The organism is Cetobacterium sp., assembly GCF_977044495.1.
Genome location: NZ_CDRRQU010000104.1, coordinates 1 through 1,046, shown reverse-complemented (window position 1 = coordinate 1,046; position 1,046 = coordinate 1). Strand labels below are relative to the sequence as shown.

The 1,046-nt window shown below is 27.2% G+C and carries 1 protein-coding gene; it reads right to left on the bottom strand.

Features of this window, described 5'->3' with window-relative positions:
• On the bottom strand, positions 1–757 hold a 757-nt coding region (locus ACWI69_RS12200), incomplete at its 3' end, for a transposase (RefSeq protein WP_448822104.1).
• Positions 758–1,046 lie beyond the last annotated feature (289 nt).

Here is a 1,046-nt window from a genome sequence, read left to right as displayed (position 1 = left end):
CTTTCTTTAATTTTCCATTAATCTTATATTCTAAAATAGAATCCTCTGAATCTAATGATTCTGCAAGTTTAAAAGATGTTGATACTCTCATTAAAAATAGTAATTCTTTAGAATCCAAATAATCAAACATATCATATGAAGGATATCCCCTATCAAAAGTAATAATACTTTTATTATTCTTTAATTTATCATGTATTGATTCAATGTGTTGTTTAGCAAGTTTTCTCTCACTTATTCTATATTTAGTTATTCTAGCATCTACAATAATATCATTTAATACATCATATAATGCTGATGCCGTCGCAACTGCTGTTCTTGTCTTATTTTGATTACTGCTTAATCCAAAGTATTCACCACATTCTTTTGTATCTGGTACTTGTAAACTAGTACCATCTATAGCTAGAATATTAAAGCCATTCCAAGTAGCTAACTTATTATTTAAACTATAAAATTTATCAACAAAAAGCCTACATAATTCAGCAAAAGCTTGTGGTGATATATTTTGTCTTGCCTTTGAAAAACCTTGCTTTGTTATTGATGGAAATTTTAAATGTTTATAGTCTTCAATAAAATTAGCAATTTCAGAAGATATAGATTTACGTAATGCAGAGCAAATAAAAAGAATAGTGTTAGAAAAAGATAATTTTCGATTTCTTGAAAATGAATTACCTAAGCTATAGGCTTCTTTAAATTCACTTGAAGTAATTAAATTTTTTGTATCTTCAAAAATTGAAGATAATAATGTAGTATTTTTCATAATATATAAAACCTCGCTATAAATTAAAATTTTATCTATAACAAGGCTGCAAATTTTTTCACTATTGTCAAGCCTTTTTAAAAAATTTTTTGTTATTTTTTTATTTCTCTTAAGTTGACGACATTGTATGAGCGCTGCAGCAAAGTTAAAAAGATTACAACCAGATTATGAAGTTGTCATTTATGAGAAAACAGATATTATATCCCTAGGTGCTTGTGGTCTACCGTATTATGCAGGCGGTTTCTTTGATGACCCTAATGAGCTTATAGCAAGAACACCTGAAGAATTC